Here is a 19176-nt window from a genome sequence, read left to right on the forward strand (position 1 = left end):
GCGCACGTCAGCGCAGATGACGTCCTTGCGCGAAAGGGTGAGGGGTTACGCTACCGCCGGAGCGGCACGATCCTGGGTGCATGGCGCAGGCCGATCAGAGTCTCAGCCGGTGAAACCCCAACCCCTCACCCTTTCGCGTTGCCAATCGCTGCGCTCTTGGACGCTCAAGCCCTCTCCCTCTGGGAGAGGGTCAAGACGTATGGACCGTCCGTCCGCCGACAACGGTCATCTCTACTCGGCCCTGAAGCCTTCGCCCGTCGAACGGCGAGTTCTTGGACTTGGATCGCAGCGCCGCCGCATCGATCACCACCGGCGCGCCGGGATCGAACAGGATCAGGTCTGCCGGGGCCCCAGCCGAAATCACGCCAGCTTCGAGGCCCAGCAGGGTCGCCGGGCCGTGGGTCAGGGGGCGCAGGACGTCGAGCAGGTCCAGACCCTCCTCGTGGTGCAGGCTCAGGGCGGCCGGCAGCAGGGTCTCGAGCCCGACCGCGCCGGGCGCGGCCTCGGCGAAGGGGCGGCGCTTGTCCTCGGCGGGGGCGGGGGTGTGGGCCGAGGTGATGGCCTCGATCAGACCGTCGCGCACGGCCTCGATCAGGGCCCGGCGATCGCTTTCTGGCCGCAGCGGCGGGTCAAGCCGGTAGAAGGTCCGGTAGTCGCCGATGTCGATCTCATTGAAGCACAGGTGGTTGATCGAGACGCTGGCGGCCACCTCCAGCCCCCGGCCCCGGGCCCGCGCCAGCACCTCCAGCGCCGCCTCGGTCGAGATCTGGTCGACCAGGAACCGGGCACCCGTCTGTTCGACCAGGGCGAGGTCGCGCTCCAGCTGGATGCGTTCGGCGATGGCGGGCGCGCCGGACAGCCCCAGCCGGGTGGCCAGCTCTCCGGACGTGGCCACGGCCCCCTCCGAGAGCCAGGGATCGGCCGGGCGGCAGGCGATCAGGGCGTTGAAGGCCGAGGCATAGGCCATGATCCGCGACAGCACCCGGCTGTCGGCGATGACATGGTCGCCGTCGGTGAAATACAGCGCCCCCGCCTCGTGCATCAGGCCGATCTCGGCCATGCGCTGGCCGTCGCGGCTGCGGGTCGCGGCCCCGGCGACGCGGACATGGACCAGGTTCAGGGCCGCGCCCCGGCGCTGGATGAAGTCGACCATGGCCGGGTCGTCGACGGCGGGATCGGTGTCGGGCTGGATCACGATGGTGGTGACGCCCCCGGCCGCGGCCGACAGGCTGGCCGACTTCAGCGTCTCCTTGGGCTCGGCCCCCGGCTCGCCGGTGCGGACGCGGATGTCGATCAGGCCGGGCGACAGGCACAGGCCCCCGGCGTCGATGACCCGGGTCGCCATCAGGGCGGCGGCCCCGTGTTCGACGCGGGTGATGACCCCGTCCTCGATCAGGACCGAGCCGGGGCCGTCGTAGTCGGTGGCGGGGTCCAGAAGGCGGGCGTTGACGATGGCCAAGGTGGTCATGCCCCCGTCTCCAGCCGGGCCGACAGCGAGGCCAGCACGGCCATGCGCGCGGCCACGCCCATCTCGACCTGATCCTGGATCAGGGAGACGCTCAGGTCGTCGGCGACGTCCGAATCGATCTCGACCCCCCGGTTCATCGGCCCCGGATGCATCACCTTGGCCCCCGCATTGGCCCAGGCCAGCTTCTCCCGGTCCAGGCCCCAGAAGCGGAAATACTCGCGCGTCGACGGGACCAGGGCTCCGTCCATCCGCTCCAGCTGCAGCCGCAGCATCATGACGACGTCGCAGCCTTTCAGCCCCTCGCGCATGTCATGGAAGACCTCGCAGCCCCAGCGGTCGGCGTCGCCGGGCACCAGGGTCGGCGGGCCGATCAGCCGGACGCGCGCGCCCATCATCGACAGCAGGGCCACGTTCGAGCGCGCCACCCGGCTGTGGGCGATGTCGCCGCAGATGGCGACCGTCAGCCCGCCGACGTCCCCGAAGGCGCGGCGCAGGCTCAGCAGATCGAGCAGGGCCTGGGTCGGATGCTCGTGCCGTCCGTCGCCCGCATTGACCACCGCGCAGCCGACCTTCTGCGACAGCAGGGCCGCCGCGCCCGAGGCCCCGTGACGGACCACCAGGATGTCGGGCCGCATGGCGTTCAGGGTCACGGCGGTGTCGATCAGGGTCTCGCCCTTCTTCACCGAAGACGTCTGGACCGGCATGGTCACCACATCGGCCCCCAGCCGCTTGGCCGCGATCTCGAACGAGGAACTGGTGCGGGTCGAGTTCTCGAAGAACAGGTTCATCACCGTGCGCCCGCCCAGCAGGTCCAGCGCCTTGGTCGAGGAGCGGTTCAGGTCGACGAAGGCGTCGGCCAGGTCGAGCAGGGCCAGGACGAAGGGCGGGTTCAGATCCGCCGCGGCCAGGAAATGCGGTTTTGGAAACGGCACCCGCCGGTCGGCGATCAGGTCGGCGGCAAGGTTGCTGTGGGTCATGGAAGCCGGGCTATAGCCGCGACTCACGCCAGATGGAACAGGGCCAGCAGCAGGGGGATGCCCAGGGCGCTGCCCACGGTCGTGGCGGCGACGATCCCGGCCATCAGCGGCGCATCCCCGCCCATCTGCCGCGCCAGCAGATAGGCCGCCGCCGCGCCCGGGGCCGCGCCGCACAGCAGGGCCGTGCCCTGGGCCAGCTCGTCGCCGCCGTAGAGGATGCACAGGCCCCACATCAGCGGCGGCATGACCCCCAGCTTGACGGCGGTGACGCCCGCGACCGTCCATCGGCTGCGCGCCACCTCGGCGAAGCTCAGCCCCGCCCCGGCGACGATCAGCCCCAGCGGCAGGGCGGCCCCGCCGAGCAGCCGCAAGGTGTCGGAAATGCCCGGGATCGGCGGCACTTTCAAAAAGTTCAGCGTGAGGCCCGTCAGACAGGCCACTAAGATCGGATTGGCCAGCATGGCCCGGGTCAGGGCCAGGGGCCGCACCCCGCGCTGGTCGGTCCCCCAGCGGGCCAGGACGGCGACGCAGGCGATATTCGTGACGGGGATGATGCAGGCGATCATCACCGCCGCCAGGGCCAGGCCCTCGGCCCCGAAGGCCGACTGGATCACCGGCAGGAAGACGAAACTGTTCCAGCGGATCGTGCCCTGGAACACGCTGCTGAAGGCTGGCCCGTCGATACGAAGGAACGGCTTGGCCGCCAGGGTCAGGGCGCCGACGATCAGCACCGCCGTCACCGCTGACCCGCCGGCCGCCCCGACGCTGCCGCCCGACAGGTCGGCGCCCCAGATCGCCGGGATCAGGAAGCCCGGATACAGCAGGTTGATCGACAGCTTCTCGATCGGCCGCCAGGTCGCGTCCGGCAGGAAGTCGGACTTGCGCAGGCCATAGCCGATGGCAATCAGGATGAAGACCGGAACGATCCCGGCGAGCAGGGCCGTCATTTTCCCTCCCCTTTATGGGGAGGGACCGCGAGCCTCGGCGAGCGAGGGTGGGGCCGTGTCGTTCGTGCGCACGCTTCAAACGGCCCCACCCGGATGCCGCTGCGCGTCACCCTCCCTCCCCATGAAGGGGAGGGAGAGGCAGGTTGCGCACTCTATCCAGCGCCCCCTGCAGGATCCAGGCGGCGGCCGTGCGGTCCACCACCCCTGCGCGCCGCTTGCGGCTGAGGTCCAGCTCATCGATCAGGAACCGCTCGACCGCGCTGGTCGACAGCCGCTCGTCCCAGAAGGCGACGTTGACGGGGCGGAACCGCTCGAGGTTGCGCGCGAAGGCGCGGCACGACTGGGCCCGCGGCCCCTCGGTGCCGTCCATGTTGACCGGCAGGCCGATGATCAGGGCCGAGACCTTGCGGTGGTCCATCAGCTTGAACAGGGCTGCGGCCTCGGCCGTGAATTTCGATTTGCGGATCAGCTCCAGCGGGCTGGCGATCATGCGCGAGGTGTCGGAGGTGGCCACGCCGATGGTGGTCTCGCCCAGATCCAGACCCATCCACGCCGTGTCGGGCGGGCAGGCGGCGGGCAGGTCGATCAGGTTCAGGACGGGCACGCCCGGGCGGTAGGCGTTGCCTCGCAGCCTGTCAAAGGCGAGGGTGCCGGATCGATCGCGAAGGATGAATCCATGTCGAACCGATTGAGGCTGGCGTCCGTATCGGCCTTCGCGATTCTGCTGACCGCCTGCGATGCGGTTTCCGAGGCGACGCCGAGCCCCGAAGCCGAGACGCCGGCACGGGCCAAGGTCGCAGCCCTGGCGGCGTCCGGCGTCACGCAAACGCTCGCGCCCGCGCCCGCGGACGACAGCCTGCAGGCGTCGGCCCGCGTGGTGCGCGTGGACCGGCTGACGTATGATGACGCCAAGCTGTTCGGAACGGCCGGCGGCGATCCGGCCATGAACGGGCTCCAGACCTACCTGGCCTTCTTCGTCTCGCCGGACGAGGGCTGGACGATCTTCCGGATCGGCGACGTCCTCGACTACACCGTCCTGTCCGCGTCGCCGGGGCGGGTCGAGCTGGATCTGCAGGACAGCCTGCTGGACGTTGCCACGGGCACGATCGGCAGCCGGCATCGCAAGGTGATCGTCGCCTGGACCCCCGGCGCCGAGGGTGCCCCGCCCGCGGCCGTCACCGTCACGCCCGGGGCTTAGACAGGAATGCTTGTGCGGGGCGGAGGGGGCCGCTAATCCCGCCCGCTTGAACGCCTATGACTGGAGGGCCGCATGGCCATCGACGCCGCGACGGTGCGCAAGGTCGCCCACCTCGCCCGGATCAAGACCCCCGACGACCGGCTGGAGCCCCTGGCGGGCGAGCTGAATACCATCATGGCCTGGATCGACCAGCTCAATGAGGTCGATGTCGAGGGCGTGGAGCCGATGACGTCCAACGTGGCCCAGGCCCTGCGGCTGCGCGACGACGTCGTCACCGACGGCGACCGGGTCGAGGCCGTGCTGTCGAACGCGCCCCAGTCCGCCGACGGCTTCTACGTCGTGCCCAAGGTGGTGGAATAGATGTCCGACCTGACGAACCTCACGCTCAAGGCGGCCGTCGACGGCCTGAAGGCGAAGACGTTCAGCTCGCAGGAGCTGACGCAGGCCTTCCTGACCAACATCGAGGCCGCCAACCCGACGCTGAACGCCTATGTCGAAATCACCGCCGACAAGGCGCTCGACATGGCCAAGGCGTCCGACACCCGCATCGCCGCGGGCGAGGGCGGGGCGCTGGAAGGGGCTCCCCTGGGCATCAAGGACCTGTTCTGCACCGAGGGGGTGCAGACCACCGCGGGCTCCAACATGCTGCGTGGCTTCGTCCCGCCCTATGAATCCACCGTCACCGCCAACCTGTGGCGTGACGGGGCTGTGATGCTGGGCAAGCTGAACATGGACGAGTTCGCCATGGGCTCGTCGAACGAGACCTCGGCCTTCGGGCCGGTAGTCAATCCATGGAAATCAAAGGGATCGAACGCCGAGCTGACGCCGGGCGGCAGCTCTGGCGGGTCGGCCTCGGCGGTTGCCGCCGATCTTTGCCTGGCCGCCACGGCCTCGGACACCGGCGGGTCGATCCGCCAGCCCGCCGCCTTCACCGGGACGGTCGGCATCAAGCCCACCTATGGCCGCGCCAGCCGGTTCGGCATGGTGGCCTTCGCCAGCTCGCTGGACCAGGCCGGGCCGATCACCAGGACGGTCGAGGACGCGGCCTTGATGCTGCGCTCCATGTGCAGTTTCGACGTCAAGGATTCGACCAGCCTCGACGTCCCGACGCCCGACTGGACCCAGTCCGTCGGACAGTCGGTCAAGGGGCTGCGCATCGGGGTTCCGGCCGAATACGTCGTCGACGGCATGCCGGAAGAGGTCTCGAAGATCTGGGCCCAGGGCATCGAATGGCTGAAGGACGCGGGCTGCGAGATCGTCCACGTCAGCCTGCCGCACACCAAATACGCCCTGCCGACCTACTATATCGTCGCCCCGGCCGAGGCCTCGTCCAACCTGGCCCGCTACGACGGCATGCGCTTCGGCCATCGCGCCGATAAAGCCACGTCGCTGACGGATCTCTACGAGACCAGCCGGGCCGAGGGCTTCGGAGCCGAGGTCAAACGCCGCCTGGTGATCGGGGCCTATGTGCTGTCGGCGGGTTTCTACGACGCCTATTACGTCCGGGCGCTGAAGGTCCGTCGCCGCATCGCCGAGGATTTCGACAAGGTCTGGGGCCAGGTCGACGCGATCCTGACGCCGTCCACGCCGTCGTCCGCCTTCGCCCTGGGCGACAAGCAGATCGACCCGGTAACCATGTATCTGAACGACGTCTTCACGGTAACGGCGAACCTCGCCGGCCTGCCGGGCATCTCGGTGCCGGCCGGCCTCGACGCCAACGGCCTGCCTTTGGGACTGCAGGTGATCGGCAAGGCGCTGGATGAAGCCACCGTGTTTCAAGTCGGCGCGGCCCTCGAAAAGGCGGCGGGCGGCGTCGGCCGGGCCGAGCGCTGGTGGTAGGCTGAGAGCTCTCCCTCCCCCGCAGGGGGAGGGAGAGCGTATATCACGCAGCCGGCAGGGCCTTCAGGTCGGTGTCGATGGCCTCGATAATCGCCGGGGTGACGGCGCCGCCCGACAGGGGGGCGACCTGACCCAGGGTCATGTCCTGGAACTGCTCGAGCATCGGGTGCTTGGACAGGCCGGGCAGGTGTTTCTCGAGCACGGCCGCCGTGGCTTCGTGGGCCAGCAGGTCCTTGATCGGGGCCTCGATGGTCGGGGTGGCGGCATGGGTGGCCATGTCGGCATGCGCCGGGGCATGGGGCGGGGCAGGGACCGGGGCGGTCTGGGCCAGGGCGGGGGCGGCACTGCCGACCAGGGCGGCGGCGAACAGGACGGTCTTGAGCATGTCAGGGTTCCTCGGAATGAAAATCGCGCCGCAGGATGGGCCCAGAATCGTGACGCGGTCACGACAGCAACTTTCGCATCCGGCCGCAGGGCGCTAATCAGGCTTCATGACCGACGCACTCGCCACCGCCACGCCTGATACCGCCACCATCATCCAGGGCCGCACCGGGCCGTGGGAGATCGTCATGGGGCTGGAGATCCACGCCCAGGTCGCGTCCAAGGCCAAGCTGTTCTCCGGTGCCGCCGTGGGCTTCGGCGCGGGGCCGAACGAGCAGGTGTCGCTGATCGACGCCGGCTTCCCCGGCATGCTGCCGACCCTCAACAGACACTGCGTGGAACAGGCGGTCCGCACCGGCCTGGGCCTCAACGCCCAGATCAATCGCCGCAGCCAGTTCGACCGGAAGAACTATTTCTATCCCGACCTGCCGCAGGGCTATCAGATCAGCCAGCTGTATTTCCCGATCGTCGGGGAGGGCGTGGTCGAGGTCGAGGCCGAGGACGGCTCCTTCTTCAACGTCGGCATCGAGCGGCTGCATCTGGAGCAGGACGCGGGCAAGCTGATCCACGACCTGTCGCCGACCGAGAGCTATGTCGACCTGAATCGCGCCGGCACGGCCCTGATGGAAATCGTCTCGCGGCCCGACATCCGCTCGCCGGAACAGGCCGTCGCCTACGTCAAGAAGATCCGCACCATCCTGATCTATCTCGGCACCTGCGACGGCGACATGGAGAAGGGCAACCTGCGGGCTGACGTCAACGTCTCGGTCTGCCGCGTCGGCCAGTACGAAAAGTTCAAGGCTACCGGCGATTTCAGCCACCTGGGGACGCGCTGCGAGATCAAGAACGTGAACTCGTTCCGCTTCATTTCCCAGGCCATCAACTACGAGGCCCGGCGCCAGATCGAGATCCTGGAGGACGGCGGCAAGATCGATCAGGAGACGCGGCTGTACGACCCCACGGCCGGCGAGACCCGGTCGATGCGGTCGAAGGAAGAGGCGAACGATTACCGCTACTTCCCGGACCCGGATCTTCTGCCGCTGGAACTGGAGCAGGCCTGGATCGACGGCATCAAGGCCAGCCTTCCGGAGCTGCCGGACGACAAGCGTCGCCGGCTGATGGCCGACTACGGCCTGTCGCAGTACGACGCCGTGGTGCTGATCTCGGACCAGGCCAAGGCCGACTATTTCGAGGAGGCCGCTAAGGGCCGCGACGCCAAGCTGGTGGCCAACTGGGTGACCAACGAGCTGTCGGCCCGGCTGTCGGCCGACGGCAAGGACTTCTCCGAGAGCCCGCTGCCGGCGGCCCATGTGGCCGAGCTGGTGGCCCTGATCGAGGAGGGGGTGATCTCCTCCAAGATCGCCAAGGAGGTGTTCGACCACGTCTGGTCCGGCGAGGGCTCGCCGCGTCAGGTCGTCGAGGCCCGGGGCCTGGTGCAGGTCAACGACACCGGGGCCATCGAAAAGGCCGTCGACGAGATCATCGCCGCCAATCCGGACAAGGCCGCCTCGGTCGCCGAGAAGCCGCAGGCCATCGGCTGGTTCGTCGGCCAGGTGATGAAGGCGACGGGGGGCAAGGCCAACCCCGCCGCCGTCAACGCCATCCTGAAGGCACGGTTGGGGCTCTAGAGGCCCCCGGGCTGGGGCGTCTCCTCCGCCTGGGTCGGCGGGGGCGGGGTTTCGGCCGTGTTCTCATCGGCGTCGACCTCCTGGATGCCGGCGATGGCCTCGCCCTCCCGCGCCTCGATCGCGGCCGCGTCAGCGGCCTGCACCTCGGTGGGGGAGGGGACAATCACGTCACGGGTCCCCTCAGGACCCTCCAGCGTGACCCGGAACAGCCGCTCGCTCACGACCCGGTCCCGAAGCCGTCCGAGCCCCCGGCTCCCGCGGCACCCTCGCCGCCGGTGGCGGGCTTGGAGGGAGACTGAGCCGGCTGCGGGGCATTGGTCTTGTCGGGACGCGACGCGCCGTGGCCCGTGTCTTCGGTCGGCGAGGTCGGTTCGTTCGAAATGGGATTCGTATCGGTCATGACGGTCTCCTTCTTGCCCCTCATCAAGGGTTGGAAGGCCGGAGCGGTTCCCGCAAAAAGCCCGCCCGGATCGCTCCGGGCGGGCTCATGCAGACGGTGGACGAGGTCTAGCGGCTGAGGAGCGAGACGATCACACCGGTGGCCAGGGCCGCAAGGACGACGTCGCCGGTATCGGTCCGGTAATAGCCGTAGCCGCGCGGCGGGTGGCCGTAGCCGTAGCGGTTATAATCGCGGATGTACCAGTTCGACCGGTACTCATACGGCAGGGTCGCCCCGCGATAATAGCGCCGGTGATCGCGGTATTGATCGCGCTGGCCGCGGCGGTAGTCGTTGTAGCGTTCGCGGTTGGTGTAGCGGCCGCCGTCGTACCGATTGTGATCGGAACGACGCTCCCAGCGCTCATAGCGGCCGTCGCGGTCGCGGTCGCCGCCGCGCCAGGACTGGGCGGACGCGGCCACGGGTGCCGCCAGCGTCGCCAGGGTCACCGCACCGATGACGAGGATCTTCTTCACTGTAACTGCTCCAATGCTAGGCCCGACCTGTGAGGACAGGCTGGCAGGCCGGCGATGAACCCGACCTGAATGGGGCGTTTAGGAAGCCGGCGTCAGAACAGGCTGCCCTGATCCACCTTCGTCGGCTTCGTTTTGCCTGAGGGCTTGGGTCCCGCAGCGGTGCCGTCGATGGTCGCGGCCCGGGTGCCGTCGGCGAAGGTCAGGCTGACCATCTGGCCGGACGACAGGGCGGCCGCCGAGGCCACCATCCGTCCCGATTCGTCATCGACGCGGGCGAAGCCGGGCTTGGGCCGTTTCGGGTCCAGCGTGGCAAGGGCGCGGGCCAGGGCCGCCAACCGGTCGGTCGGCCGCGACAGGGCCTGGGTGCGCAGGCGTTCGAGCCGGGCGACGGTCCCCTGCAGCCGGTCCGAGCGCTGCTCGAGCCGGTGCCGAAGCGGGGCCGGGGTCAGCCGCCCGCCGGCCCGGAGCAGGCGGCGTTCGTGGACCGCGGCGTTGGAGGTCAGACCCGCCACGAGCCGGCCGGCCAGCCCCTCCAGCCGCGCCGCTCTCTGTTCGACCGCCCGATCCAGAAGGCGGGGCGAAAACCGACCGTCGAGGCCGACCAACCGTCGGTGATGCACGTCGACATTGCGCCCCAGACCCGAAGCCAGCCGGCTGGTGGCGTGGTCCAGCCGCTGCTGGGCCACGGCGACGAGTTCCTCCGGGCGCGCGGGAAGGCCCCGGGCGACGGCGCGCAGCCGGATGCGGCGATCCTCCAGCAGCCGGGCGCCCGCCCGGTCCAGACGCCGGTCCAGATCGCCGACGGCGGCCCGGAGGTCGGCCAGCACCGGCGTGGCCATCTCGGCCGCGCCCGTGGGTGTCGGGGCCCGGCGGTCGGAGACGAAGTCGATCAGGGTCGTGTCGGTCTCATGCCCCACAGCCGAGATGATCGGGATCGAGGCCGCCGCCACCGTGCGGGCCAGGCCCTCGTCGTTGAAGCACCACAGGTCCTCGACCGAGCCGCCGCCCCGAGCCACGATCAGCAGGTCGGGGCGCGGAATCGGGCCGCCGGGCCTCAGGGCATCGAAGCCGCGGATGGCGGCCCCGACCTGGCCGCAGGCGGCGTCGCCCTGGACCACCACGGGCCAGACGATCACCCGGCAGGGCCAGCGTTCGGCGATCCGGTGCAGGATGTCGCGAATCACCGCCCCGGTCGGGCTGGTGATCACGCCGATGGTGGCGGGGAAGGTCGGGATCGGCCGTTTGCGGGCGGGGTCGAAGAGGCCCTCGCCCGACAGCCGGACCTTCAGCCGCTCCAGCTGGGCCAGCAGGGCCCCGGCCCCGGCCGCCTCCATCGATTCGATCACGATCTGGTAGCTGGACCGCGCCGGATAGGAGGTGATTTTGCCCGTGACGATGACCTCGAGCCCCGCCTCCGGCTGGACCCCCAGGCCCCGCACCGAGCCCTTCCACACCACGCCGTCGATGGCGGACTTGTCGTCCTTCAGCGTCAGATAGATGTGACCCGAGGCGTGGCGATTGACCTTGGAGATCTCGCCCCGCAGCCGGACGTGGCCGAAGCGATCCTCCAGCGTGCGCTTGAGGGCGAACGACAGTTCCGAGATCGACAGGGGCGGATTGTTGTCCCGCGGCGGGGCCGGCTCGGCCTCGGCGGCACCTGCGAAAACGTAGTCGTCGGTCATGGGGCCAGTCTAGTCGCCCGGGACGGGTGCGCAAACCGCCGCATTCGGATTATAGACTGCGGGCATGAACGATCGCATGCCCCCCCGCGAATCCGACGACCCGGCCGACGCCGAGCTGTCCCGCCGCAGCAACGCCCCCTCGGTGTCGATCTGGCTGATCGTCATGGCCATCGCCCTGCTGGGCGCCGTGGTCTATGTGGCTTCTGCCATCCTGTGAGCCCGGCCGCCCTTGACCGGGCGGCGCGGCGCGGTCATTGCGCGGGCATGGATATCCTGCTTGTCGGATCGGGGGGGCGCGAGCACGCCCTGGCCTGGAAAATCAGCCAGTCTCCCCTGGTCGATCGCCTGTACTGCGCGCCCGGCAATCCGGGCATGGCCAAGGTCGCGACCTGCCTGCCCGACTACAGGGCCGATGACGCCGAGGGCCTGACCCGCCTGGCGCGCGAGCTGCGCGTCGGCCTGGTCGTGGTGGGACCGGAGGTGGCGCTCGAGGCCGGTCTGGCCGACCGGTTGATCGCAACAGGCATTCCGTGTTTCGGACCGACGGCCAAGGCCGCCCAGCTGGAAACGTCGAAGGCCTTTTCCAAGGCCTTCATGGCCCGCCACGACATCCCGACCGCCCATTACGGCGTCTATGAGCGCGCCGCCGACGCCAAGTCCGCGCTGAAGGTCTTCCAGCCCCCCTATGTGATCAAGGCCGACGGCCTGGCGGCAGGCAAGGGCGTGGCCATCAGCCCGGACCGTCCCGACGGCGAGGCCGAGATCGACCGGATGCTGGGCGGGCGTTTCGGGGCCGCCGGGGCCCGGGTCGTGATCGAGGAGTTCATGGACGGCGAGGAAGGCTCGCTGTTCGCCCTGTGCGACGGCCAGAGGGCGGTCCTGTTCGGCGGGGCCCAGGACCACAAGCGGGCCTTCGACGGCGATATGGGCCCCAACACGGGCGGCATGGGCGCCTATTCGCCCGCGCCGGTCTTCGATGAGGCCCTGGTGACCGCGGCCAACGACCGGATCGTGCGGCCGACGCTGACGGCGATGGCGCAAGAGGGCACCCCCTATCGCGGCGTGCTCTACGCGGGGCTGATGGCGACCGAGGCGGGGCCCAGGGTCGTCGAGTTCAACGCCCGCTTCGGCGATCCGGAATGCCAGGTGCTGATGATGCGGATGGCCGGGGATCTGGTCCCCTATCTGCTGGCCTGCGCCCAGGGGGACGTTTCGCGCCTGCCGGAGCCCGCCTTCAAGCCGACGACGGTGATCTGCGTGGTGATGGCGGCCAAGGGCTATCCGGACAGTCCGATCGAGGGCTCGATCATCCGCGGGGCCGAGCAGGATTTCGGGCCGCACGTGCAGGTCTTCCATGCGGGCACGCGGCGGCGCGAGGACGGCACCCTGGTGGCGTCGGGTGGGCGCGTGCTGAGTGTCTGCGCCGAGGGCGAGGACATCGTCGAGGCGCGGGAGCGGGCCTATGCGGCGGTGCGTCGGATCGACTGGCCGGGCGGGTTCAACCGGACCGACATCGGCTGGCGGGCGCTGGACCGGGTCTAGGGCTCAGGCGGCGGCGAAGAGCAGCCGGCCGGTGCCCATGCGCTCGCGCAGCATCGGCAGGTCGGTGTGGGCGGTCGAGAAACAGCCGTAGCTGCGCCCCAGCTTGCCCTCTCGCGCGAGATAGTCGGGGTCCGCATAGTCCGCGCCGTGGATGATGATGGCGCGTTCGCGGGCCAGGTTGTTGGTATATTCCAGCCCGTCCAGCAGGACGTTGGGGCCCTGTTGCGCGCCCCAGCTGGCGCCGGCCGTGGCGAAGGCGCCGATCGATGACATGTGGCTGTCCATCTCGTTGGAGAAGGTCCGGGCATAGCCGGAATGCTCGGGGTCCGAGCCCCGGCCGTGGCAGGTGCGGAACGCCGACACCCGGCCGCCGATCAGGTCGACCTCGTAGAAGCGTTCCTCGCCCGAGAATTTCTGGAAATCGACCAGATACATGCGGTCGCGCAGGGGGATGCGGCCGTGGTGGACGTCGAGCGCCGCCATGGCTCTTGCCATCAGGGCGGTCCGGACGAGGTTCTGGGGGTCGAGCGGGGGCGGCGTGATCTGAGGCAGCGGTGCGGGAGGAGAGGCGGTCGGTGCCTGGGCGAGGACCAGCGGGATGACCGTCGAGGGGGCGGAGGCACAACCGGCGAGCATGGCCGAGCCGCCCAGGATCAAGCCTCGTCTCGATAGCCGCATGCGACGCCCTTCCAAGGTTCCCGAAGTGACGGGTTGTTTCACAGAGTGGACCCCGGGTTCAACCCGACGGTTGGCCGCAGCGACGGCGTGCCATGGTCAAGGGTCCTATCAGAGAGGCGTTTATGAAGTCCGTCGCCACGACCGCCGTCGCCCGGCGGCCCGCGGCCTGCGCTTCGCAGGCGCAGCAGGGGCCCGCCTCACAGGCTTTGCGCCGGGGCGCAGAGACCGGAGTCGTTCAGGCGGGCGGCTTCCGGCGCAGCCGGACAACGGCGTTGTGCGTTGCGATAAAACTCTCGTGATCAGCGGGAGGGCGGGCCGCGATCAGCCGCAACGGATGCGTCTACCGGACCGCCTGGGCCAGCCGGGCCGCGAACCCCGGCTCGTCCTCGAACCGGGCCACGACCGGCCAGGCGACGATGCGGGTGCGCCAGTCGGGCGGCAGGCGGGCCCAGTCCTTCTCGGTCGTGACCAGGCCGGCGTCGAACAGGGCGGCGCGGTCGGCGAGGAAGGCCAGGTCGCCAGGGCGGTAGGCGGCGTGATCAGGGAAGGGGGCGAAATCGACGAGGTCGCAGCCGGCGGCCTCGAGCGCGCGCTCGACCTTCCACGGCTTGGCGATGCCGGCGAAGCCGACCTGCGGCCCATGCGGGGGCGGGCCGGCGGGCTCCAGTCGGGCGATGAAGGTCGGCAGGGGGGCGAACAGCGCCAGCAGCTCGGCATCCGCCTCGGGCGCATCGGCCGGCAGCAGGACAACGACCGCATCGGCGCGGGCCAGTCCCGCCGCCAGGGGTTCGCGCATGGGGCCGGACGGAAAGACCGAACCGTCCCCGAACGGCCATTCCGCGCCGCGGGTCTCGCCATCGACGACGAGGAGGCTGAGGGTCTTGAGCAGGGACGGGTTCTGGTGCGCGTCGTCCAGCACCAGCGCCGCCGCGCCGTCGGCCACCGCCGCCCGCGCCCCGGCGACCCGGTCCCGCGCGATCCAGACCGCTGCGTCCCCCGCCAGCATCAGGGGTTCGTCGCCGACCTCGTCGGCCGTGTGAAGCGTCGGATCCACCCGAAGGGGCCCGTCCGACCGGCCGCCATAGCCGCGCGACAGACCGTGTGCCGCGATGCCCTGCGCCCGCAGCAGGCGCAGGACCTCGCGCGCGACCGGGGTCTTGCCGGAGCCCCCGACGGTCAGGTTGCCGATCGAGAGGACCGGCACGCCGACGTCGACCGGCGTCGCGCGGGCGATCCTTCGGGCGGTGGCGGCGGACCAGATCCAGGCCAGGGGTTTCAGCAGGGTGCGGACGACGCGGCCGTGGCGGCCATGGCGTTCGTACCACCAGCGGGGGGTCGAGAGTTTCATCGGCGCACGGGCGGCAGCAGGGGCTGGAGCGTGTCCCACAGCCGGTCCAGGCCGGCCCCCGCGTCGGCGGCGGCACGCCGGGCCCGCTCGCCCATGGCCCGCGCGGCGGCGAGATCGCTCAGCAGGGGGGCGACGACCGCCGGAAGATCCTCCATCCGGCGGACGACCATGAGCGCGTCGGCCGCCACCAGGTCGGCGGTGACCTTCTGCCAGTTCGAGGCGTCGGGTCCGGCGAACACCGGCTTGCCCAGGCGCGCGGGCTCCAGCGGATTGTGCCCGCCCAGCGTCGGCCGGTGCAGAATCGATCCGAACGAGCCCCCCATGATGACCACATCGGCCAGCCTGAGGAACAGGCCGAGCTCGCCCAGGGTGTCGGCCACGTAGATGTCCGTGGCCTGGGTCAGGTCGCCGCCCCGCGAGCGCAGGGCGAACCGGTGGCCGGCACGGGTCAGCTCGGCGGCGATCGGCGCGCCCCGCTCCGGGTGGCGCGGGACCAGGATCAGGCACAGGCGGTCCGCCAGCCCGTCCAGCGCGCGGACGAGGGCGGCCTCCTCGCCCTCGTGGGTCGAGGCGGCGACCACCACGGGCCGGTCGCCGATGGCGGCGCTGAGGCCGGTGAAGGCCGCGGGGTCGTGCGGAAGGACGGCGCCGGACAGCTTCAGATTGACGGGGCCGTCGACCCGGGCCCCGAGCGCCTGAAGCCGGGCGGCGGAGACGTCGTCCTGGGGCATGACCAGGGCGAAGGCGGACAGGACCGCGCGGGCGGCGGCCGGCACCCGGGCCCAGCCGTCGGCGGTCTTCGCGGTGATGCGGGCGCTGACCAGGGCCAGGGGAATCGACCGGGCTTCGGCCGCCAGAACCAGGTTCGGCCACAGGTCGCTCTCGACGAAGAGGCCCAGGCTGGGCCGCCAGTGATCGAGGAAGGCGGCGACGGCGCGCGGGCCGTCCACGGGGGCGAACTGGTGGAGGACGCCGGGCGGCAGGCGGCGGGCCAGAAGTTCGGCGGAGGTGACGGTGGCCGAGGTGACCAGGACGGTCAGGTCCGGGCGATCGCGGCGGAACCGCTCGATCAGGGACAGCAGGGACAGGGTCTCGCCGACGCTGACGCCGTGCAGCCAGACCAGGTCGCCGTGCGGGCGCGGCCGGCCGGCGACGCCGAGCCGCTCGTCGACCCGCACGGGGTCCTCCTTGCCCTGTTTGACGCGCGCATCGAGCAGGCGCGGGGTCAGGGGCTCCAGCATCCGGGTCAGCAGCCGGTAGGCCATCAGGGCGGGGCTCACAGGCGGGGCAGTCCGGTGATCGCGTCGGCCCGCGCCTCGACGGCGGTCAGCCGCTCTGTCCAGCCCGGCGTGACCTCGGCCAAAGCGGCGCCCGTGGGATAGTGGGCGATGTCGTAGACGATGGCCCCCCGGCCGAACGGCAGGGGCAGAAGCGCGCGGTCCCAGCTGTTCAGACGGATGGCCGGATGACAGCTCATGCCGATGAACAGGACCGGGGCCCCCGACATCCGGGCCATCAGCGGCAGACCCTCGGCCATGAGGCGGACCGGGCCGCGCGGGCCGTCGGGGGTCACGGCCAGGGCCCCGATCTTCAGCTGCTTCAGCCCGTCCCGCAGGGCCTGGGATCCGCCCTTGGCGGCGTCGGCCTTGTCCTTGTTGGCGGACGAGCCCCGGACGGCGGGGAAGCCCTGAAGGGCGACGGCCCTGGCGATGAACTGCCCGTCGGGGCTGAGCGAGATCAGGGCCTTGGCCGGCTGGGCCCGGTCGAGCGGCCAGCAGGAGGGGCTGAGGCCTATGCGGGAATGCCAGAAGGTGCAGAGCACCCCGCCGCCGGCCGCCCACACGCCCTCGGCATGCTCGCGGCCCTCATAGGTCCAGCGCAGGGTGGCGAAGCAGAAGCGCATCCATGCGGCGAGCACCGAGGACAGGATCGTCTGCACGATCGGATTGCGAAGGGGCCTCACGTCACGCGACCGTGGCCACGGGCGGGGTGTCGTCCAGCGACTGTTGCCGGGCCAGGCGGCTGTAGAGGCCGCCCTGGCGCACCAGGGCGTCGTGCGCGCCGCGCTCGACGATGCGCCCGGCCTCCAGCACCAGGATGCGGTCGGCGCGCCGGACGGTCGACAGGCGGTGGGCGATCATCAGGGTGGCGCGCCCGACCATCAACCGCTCCAGCGCCGCCTGGACCAGGGCCTCGCTCTCGGTGTCGAGGGCCGAGGTGGCCTCGTCGAGCAGGAGGATGGGGGCGTCCTTCAGGAAGGCGCGGGCGATGGCGATGCGCTGGCGCTGGCCGCCGCTCAGCCGCATGCCGGCCTCGCCGGCGCGGGTGTCGTAGCCCTGCGGCAGGGCGGTGATGAAGTCGTGGGCGGCGGCGGCGCCGGCGGCCTCGGCGATCTGGTCCGCCGTCGCGCCGGGTCGGGCATAGGCGATGTTGGCGGCGATCGTGTCGTCGAACAGGAAGGGTTCCTGGGTCACCAGGGCGATCCGGGCCCGCAGGTCCGACAGGCTGAGGGCCCGCAGGTCGGTGCCGTTGATCGTGATGGCCCCGTCCGTGACGTCGTAGAACCGGGGCATGAGGCTGAGCAGGGTCGACTTGCCGCCGCCCGAGGGGCCGACGAGGGCGACGGTCTCGCCGGGGGCGACGGCGAACGATACGTCCGCGATGGTCGGGGCGGCGGGGCCGTAGTTGAAGGACACGCGATCGAAGACGATCGTCGCCGGTCCGGGGGGAAGGGCCTTTGGCGCAGCGGCCTCGCGGATCTCAGGATCGATGTCGAGGGCGGCGAACAGGCGACGGGCGGCCGTCATCCCTTCGGCCATCACGGTCTGCAGATTGGTGACCTGGCGCAGGGACTGGCCGGCGTTCATCAGCAGGGCGACATAGGCGGCGAAGGCCCCGATGGTCATCTGCCCCTGCCGGGCCTGCCAGCCCGCATAGGCCATGACGGCCGCGACGATGATCATGGCGAACAGGTTCGAGATCGGCCCGGCGAAGGCGCGGCTGTCGGCCGACTTGATCACATGGCGCTGGCGCCGACCCACGACCTCGCTGACCCGGGCTTCCTCGGCGGCCTCGCGGTTCTCGATCTTGATCAGGCGGACTCCGTCCAGGTTCTCGAGCAGCGTGGTGGACAGGTTCTCGGTCTCGACCATGGCCCCGGTTGTGGCCTTGCGCATCCGCTTGCCGAACCGGCGCAGGACCAGGGCGATCAGCGGCGCCCCCAGGAGCACGATCAGCGTCAGCCGCCAGTCCAGCCAGGCCATGTAGAGCAGCACCGCGATCAGGGTCAGGCCGTACTGGGTGTAGTTGACGACCCCGTTGGTGAAGGCCTCGCGCACCAGATTGGCGTCGAACAGGACGCTGGAGACGAAGGCCCCGGAGTGCTGGCTGCGCAGCCGGGCGAGGTCGGCGCGGATCATCGACCCGAACAGCCGGACCTGGATGCTGCCGACGATGCCGTGGCCGATCCGGTTGACCAGGGCGGCCTGACCCAGGGCCGCCCCCGTCCACACCAGGCCGACACCGACGATCACGGCCGGGATGACGACCAGCGCCTGCTGCGCCGGCACGACGAACAGGCCGGCGACGGTGACCGGCCGGTTGAGGAACATGCCGTCGATCGCGGGCTGCAGCAGTTGCAGCACCGTGGCCGCGCTGAGGCCGGCGACGGCGGCGCAGACCAGGGACAGGACCAGCGGGAGCTTGCGATGCGACAGGTAGTCCCGCCAGATGCGCCGCATCAGGGGGCGCGAGGCGGCGTCCTCCTGAGGCGCGGTCGGGGCGGGCATGGTCATAAGGCGGAGGTCGGACGGTCGGCCCCGCGAGTCAAGGGATCAGTCTGCGCCGCCTGTCGAGCCGGCCCTGGCCCTGCGCGGGTGACGTCGGCGGTCGGTCCCCCTATGTCTGCGCCATGTCGCGATTTGATGTGAGCACCGAGACCGGGCGCCGGGCCGCCGAACGGGACTATTTCTGGAAGGATCATGCCTTCCTGCGTCTGGCCTTTTCCAATGCCCACTGGATCGGACCGGATCTGGTGCGGACGAATCAGCCCTCGCCCCGTCAGCTGGAAGGCTGGGCCCGGCGCGGGATCAGGACCGTCATCAACCTGCGCGGCGAACGGGACGAGGGCTATTACTGGCTCGAGAAGGCGGCCTGCGCGCGGCTGGGGCTGACGCTGATCGACGCGCCGCTGGATTCGCGCGATCCGCCGGGCAAGGACCGGGTGCGCCGGGCGCGGGACCTGTTCGCCTCGATCGAGTATCCCGCCCTGATCCACTGCAAGTCGGGGGCGGACCGCGCAGGGTTGATGGCGGTCTTCTATCGCCATTTCCATCTGGGCGAGCCGATCTCGGTCGCGCGCAGCGAGCTGTCCAAACGCTATCTGCACAGCCGTGAGGGCCTGACCGGCGTGCTGGACCATTTCCTCGAGACCTATATCGACGCGGTCGAACCAACGGGCGTCGGCTTCATGGAATGGGTCGAGTCCGACGCCTATGACCCCAAGGCGATGCGGGAACGCTTCCGCGCGTCCTGGTGGGGCACGCTGCTGACGGAGCGTCTGCTCAGGCGGGAGTAG

General features: G+C 70.5%; 21 protein-coding genes. 7 read left to right on the forward strand and 14 right to left on the reverse strand.

Annotated features, from left to right (window positions below):
- Positions 1 to 190: 190 nt before the first annotated feature.
- The 4 genes from pyrC to ruvX all read right to left on the reverse strand — a co-directional run bounded on the left by pyrC (position 191) and on the right by ruvX (position 3996).
- On the reverse strand, positions 191 to 1468 hold the full coding sequence (gene pyrC, locus BZG35_RS09125; protein WP_077355366.1) for a dihydroorotase: 1278 nt from the start codon (positions 1466 to 1468) through the stop codon (positions 191 to 193).
- On the reverse strand, positions 1465 to 2445 hold the full coding sequence (locus BZG35_RS09130; protein ID WP_077355367.1) for an aspartate carbamoyltransferase catalytic subunit: 981 nt from the start codon (positions 2443 to 2445) through the stop codon (positions 1465 to 1467). Before BZG35_RS09130 ends, pyrC begins: the two co-directional genes overlap by 4 nt.
- Positions 2446 to 2468: 23 nt before the next feature.
- Positions 2469 to 3392, reverse strand: a complete 924-nt coding sequence (locus tag BZG35_RS09135; protein ID WP_077355368.1) for an AEC family transporter — start codon at positions 3390 to 3392, stop codon at positions 2469 to 2471.
- A 106-nt stretch (positions 3393 to 3498) separates the two neighbouring features.
- Positions 3499 to 3996, reverse strand: coding sequence for a Holliday junction resolvase RuvX (ruvX, locus tag BZG35_RS09140; protein WP_077355369.1), 498 nt, complete (start codon positions 3994 to 3996; stop codon positions 3499 to 3501).
- Between the two features lie 72 nt (positions 3997 to 4068).
- On the opposite strand from ruvX, the gene BZG35_RS09145 reads away from it, so the two are divergent.
- From BZG35_RS09145 to gatA, 3 genes are all read left to right on the forward strand, one after another.
- Positions 4069 to 4590: a hypothetical protein gene (locus tag BZG35_RS09145; protein WP_077355370.1), complete on the forward strand. Its 522-nt coding sequence runs from the start codon at positions 4069 to 4071 to the stop codon at positions 4588 to 4590.
- Between the two features lie 72 nt (positions 4591 to 4662).
- The gene (gene gatC, locus BZG35_RS09150) at positions 4663 to 4950 is read left to right on the forward strand and encodes an Asp-tRNA(Asn)/Glu-tRNA(Gln) amidotransferase subunit GatC (protein WP_077355371.1); all 288 of its coding nucleotides are present in this window, start codon (positions 4663 to 4665) and stop codon (positions 4948 to 4950) included.
- Positions 4951 to 6429 (forward strand): Asp-tRNA(Asn)/Glu-tRNA(Gln) amidotransferase subunit GatA, encoded by a 1479-nt coding sequence (gene gatA / locus BZG35_RS09155; RefSeq protein WP_077355372.1) that lies wholly within the window; start codon positions 4951 to 4953, stop codon positions 6427 to 6429. It begins immediately after the preceding gene.
- A 43-nt stretch (positions 6430 to 6472) separates the two neighbouring features.
- Here the strand turns inward: gatA and BZG35_RS09160 are convergent, their stop codons facing one another.
- Entirely contained in the window at positions 6473 to 6814 is a 342-nt protein-coding gene (locus BZG35_RS09160) for a hypothetical protein (RefSeq protein ID WP_077355373.1), read from the reverse strand.
- Between the two features lie 106 nt (positions 6815 to 6920).
- Between BZG35_RS09160 and gatB the strand changes: the two genes are divergently transcribed.
- Complete coding sequence (gene gatB, locus BZG35_RS09165) at positions 6921 to 8438, forward strand: Asp-tRNA(Asn)/Glu-tRNA(Gln) amidotransferase subunit GatB (RefSeq protein WP_077355374.1); 1518 nt, start codon at positions 6921 to 6923, stop codon at positions 8436 to 8438.
- Here gatB and BZG35_RS09170 read toward each other — a convergent pair.
- The 4 genes from BZG35_RS09170 to xseA form a co-directional block, all read right to left on the reverse strand.
- Complete coding sequence (locus BZG35_RS09170; RefSeq protein ID WP_077355375.1) at positions 8435 to 8659, reverse strand: hypothetical protein; 225 nt, start codon at positions 8657 to 8659, stop codon at positions 8435 to 8437. The two genes, gatB and BZG35_RS09170, sit on opposite strands and share 4 nt — an antisense overlap.
- Complete coding sequence (locus tag BZG35_RS09175) at positions 8656 to 8838, reverse strand: hypothetical protein (RefSeq protein WP_150125992.1); 183 nt, start codon at positions 8836 to 8838, stop codon at positions 8656 to 8658. The genes BZG35_RS09170 and BZG35_RS09175 overlap by 4 nt, the downstream gene beginning before the upstream one ends.
- 107 nt (positions 8839 to 8945) lie before the next feature.
- Positions 8946 to 9350 carry an RcnB family protein gene (locus BZG35_RS09180; protein ID WP_077355377.1) on the reverse strand — a complete coding sequence of 135 codons (405 nt, stop codon included), beginning with the start codon at positions 9348 to 9350 and terminating at the stop codon, positions 8946 to 8948.
- A 92-nt stretch (positions 9351 to 9442) separates the two neighbouring features.
- Entirely contained in the window at positions 9443 to 11032 is a 1590-nt protein-coding gene (gene xseA, locus BZG35_RS09185; RefSeq protein ID WP_077355378.1) for an exodeoxyribonuclease VII large subunit, read from the reverse strand.
- A 76-nt stretch (positions 11033 to 11108) separates the two neighbouring features.
- Between xseA and BZG35_RS17940 the strand changes: the two genes are divergently transcribed.
- The gene (locus BZG35_RS17940) at positions 11109 to 11249 is read left to right on the forward strand and encodes a hypothetical protein (protein ID WP_171981924.1); all 141 of its coding nucleotides are present in this window, start codon (positions 11109 to 11111) and stop codon (positions 11247 to 11249) included.
- 47 nt (positions 11250 to 11296) lie between these two features.
- Positions 11297 to 12574: a phosphoribosylamine--glycine ligase gene (gene purD / locus BZG35_RS09190; RefSeq protein WP_077355379.1), complete on the forward strand. Its 1278-nt coding sequence runs from the start codon at positions 11297 to 11299 to the stop codon at positions 12572 to 12574.
- Positions 12575 to 12577: 3 nt separating this feature from the next.
- On the opposite strand, the gene BZG35_RS09195 is transcribed toward purD, so the two are convergent.
- The 5 genes from BZG35_RS09195 to BZG35_RS09220 all read right to left on the reverse strand — a co-directional run bounded on the left by BZG35_RS09195 (position 12578) and on the right by BZG35_RS09220 (position 18388).
- Positions 12578 to 13252 (reverse strand): murein L,D-transpeptidase catalytic domain-containing protein, encoded by a 675-nt coding sequence (locus BZG35_RS09195; RefSeq protein WP_077355380.1) that lies wholly within the window; start codon positions 13250 to 13252, stop codon positions 12578 to 12580.
- Positions 13253 to 13592: 340 nt separating this feature from the next.
- A complete protein-coding gene (gene lpxK / locus BZG35_RS09205) occupies positions 13593 to 14600 on the reverse strand; it encodes a tetraacyldisaccharide 4'-kinase (RefSeq protein ID WP_077355382.1) in 1008 nt (335 codons plus the stop codon).
- Entirely contained in the window at positions 14597 to 15880 is a 1284-nt protein-coding gene (locus BZG35_RS09210; RefSeq protein ID WP_150125993.1) for a 3-deoxy-D-manno-octulosonic acid transferase, read from the reverse strand. Before BZG35_RS09210 ends, lpxK begins: the two co-directional genes overlap by 4 nt.
- On the reverse strand, positions 15877 to 16563 hold the full coding sequence (locus BZG35_RS09215) for a lysophospholipid acyltransferase family protein (protein ID WP_077355383.1): 687 nt from the start codon (positions 16561 to 16563) through the stop codon (positions 15877 to 15879). The genes BZG35_RS09210 and BZG35_RS09215 overlap by 4 nt, the downstream gene beginning before the upstream one ends.
- A gap of 1 nt (position 16564) precedes the next feature.
- On the reverse strand, positions 16565 to 18388 hold the full coding sequence (locus BZG35_RS09220) for an ABC transporter ATP-binding protein (RefSeq protein WP_077357993.1): 1824 nt from the start codon (positions 18386 to 18388) through the stop codon (positions 16565 to 16567).
- Between the two features lie 122 nt (positions 18389 to 18510).
- Between BZG35_RS09220 and BZG35_RS09225 the strand changes: the two genes are divergently transcribed.
- The gene (locus tag BZG35_RS09225) at positions 18511 to 19176 is read left to right on the forward strand and encodes a beta-lactamase hydrolase domain-containing protein (RefSeq protein ID WP_077355384.1); all 666 of its coding nucleotides are present in this window, start codon (positions 18511 to 18513) and stop codon (positions 19174 to 19176) included.

Source organism: Brevundimonas sp. LM2 (assembly GCF_002002865.1).
Taxonomy (GTDB): Bacteria; Pseudomonadota; Alphaproteobacteria; order Caulobacterales; family Caulobacteraceae; genus Brevundimonas.